The organism is Paenibacillus barcinonensis (assembly GCF_003217495.1).
In the GTDB taxonomy this organism is placed as follows: Bacteria; Bacillota; Bacilli; order Paenibacillales; family Paenibacillaceae; genus Paenibacillus; species Paenibacillus barcinonensis.
The window spans coordinates 1-1,245 of sequence record NZ_QJSW01000067.1; the positions used below are offsets into that span (position 1 = coordinate 1).

Here is a 1,245-nt window from a genome sequence, read left to right on the forward strand (position 1 = left end):
CACGCCTGTTGAATATCCTAATTATGTAAATTTATGTTGATGAAAAACCGAACTTAAAAAATGATCCTGTTGCATCGCTATTCGCCATTCGACGGGCAATTGCTCTGTAAGGAACAAACGAAAAAAACGAATAAAGGAAAGATCTACATGCTTTGGTACGTTCATTTTTGCCGACTCAAAGAGGTTTTTGAGGATCACATAAGCGATTAAAGCGCCGTATAACTGACCATACACGGCATTTTCCGTGGTTCCAAATAAGGTAGGCACATTCAGATTTTGCTTGATCCAACGGAAAAAGACTTCGACTGCCCAGCGAGCTTTATACATTTGAGCAATTTGCTCACCGCTGACCTCCATTAAATCGGTAGCCACTCGAATTTCTCGGCCCTCATAATCATTAAAAACCACCACACGATGACGTTCCTGGCTACGATTTTGGGGCGTACCTAGCTGGCATGAGATGTCCCGGATCACACCGGAGTCCTCGGATGGATGTCTGCGCAAGGCGCGAGGCTGGTGCAAATACACGTTATCCCGGAGCCTGACCACATAGGATTGGTTGCTGGTTTTGAAGCGATCCAGTCGCTCGATTTTTCCATAGGCTCGATCCATGATCATAATGAAATCGGGATGCACAAGCTGCTCTGAAATGGGTCCATCATGAAGCGATCCAGTCGTTTCTACGACCTTTTCGGGTAAATGCTCCGTTTCTCGCAGTGCAACGTGAAGCTTGATCCCTGCTTTCTTGCCATGGTATGGCGCCCAAGGCAGACGGGTTTCGCCTACCGTAACCGTAGTCGAATCGAGCAGAAGAAGCTCCTTGGGAAAAGCAAGCTGCCGACGAAAACGGCGATTTTTTTGAGAAACCAAAAGATGAAATAGCTCCTTGAATACCGTATAAGGCACCTCGGCCGCTTTCGTCGAAATACGGGAATAATGAGCTGCTTTAAGCCCAGTCGATTCGGCCAAGTCAGCGCCGCTTCGGTAACTTTTCCACCGGTGTACAGCAGAAAGTGTCCAAAATTCAAGTAACCAATGAACTGAAAATTGGCGTGATGTGTCCTGATATCCGGCATTCTTAACAGCCTGTGCTACTTTTTCGGGTGAGAGAAAGGATTGAAGAAACGAGAGAAATCGGGTAGAATTTTTCATGGAACCGCCACCTTTCGGAGTTTGTAGGGGTACAAACATTTTACCGAGGCTGCGGTTCTTTTTCTACCTTTTATTGGTTATTCAACACGCGTG

General features: G+C 46.3%; 1 protein-coding gene. It reads right to left on the minus strand.

The features are described from left to right. Positions 1–21: 21 nt before the first annotated feature. Positions 22–1,152, minus strand: a complete 1,131-nt coding sequence (locus tag DFQ00_RS28680; RefSeq protein ID WP_167433876.1) for an IS4 family transposase — start codon at positions 1,150–1,152, stop codon at positions 22–24. Between the last annotated feature and the right edge of the window lie 93 nt (positions 1,153–1,245).

Coding starts and splice junctions, on each gene's coding strand:
- DFQ00_RS28680 (WP_167433876.1), bottom strand. CDS start 1,152: ATGAAAAATTCTACCCGATTTCTCTCGTTTCTTCAATCCTTTCTCTCA.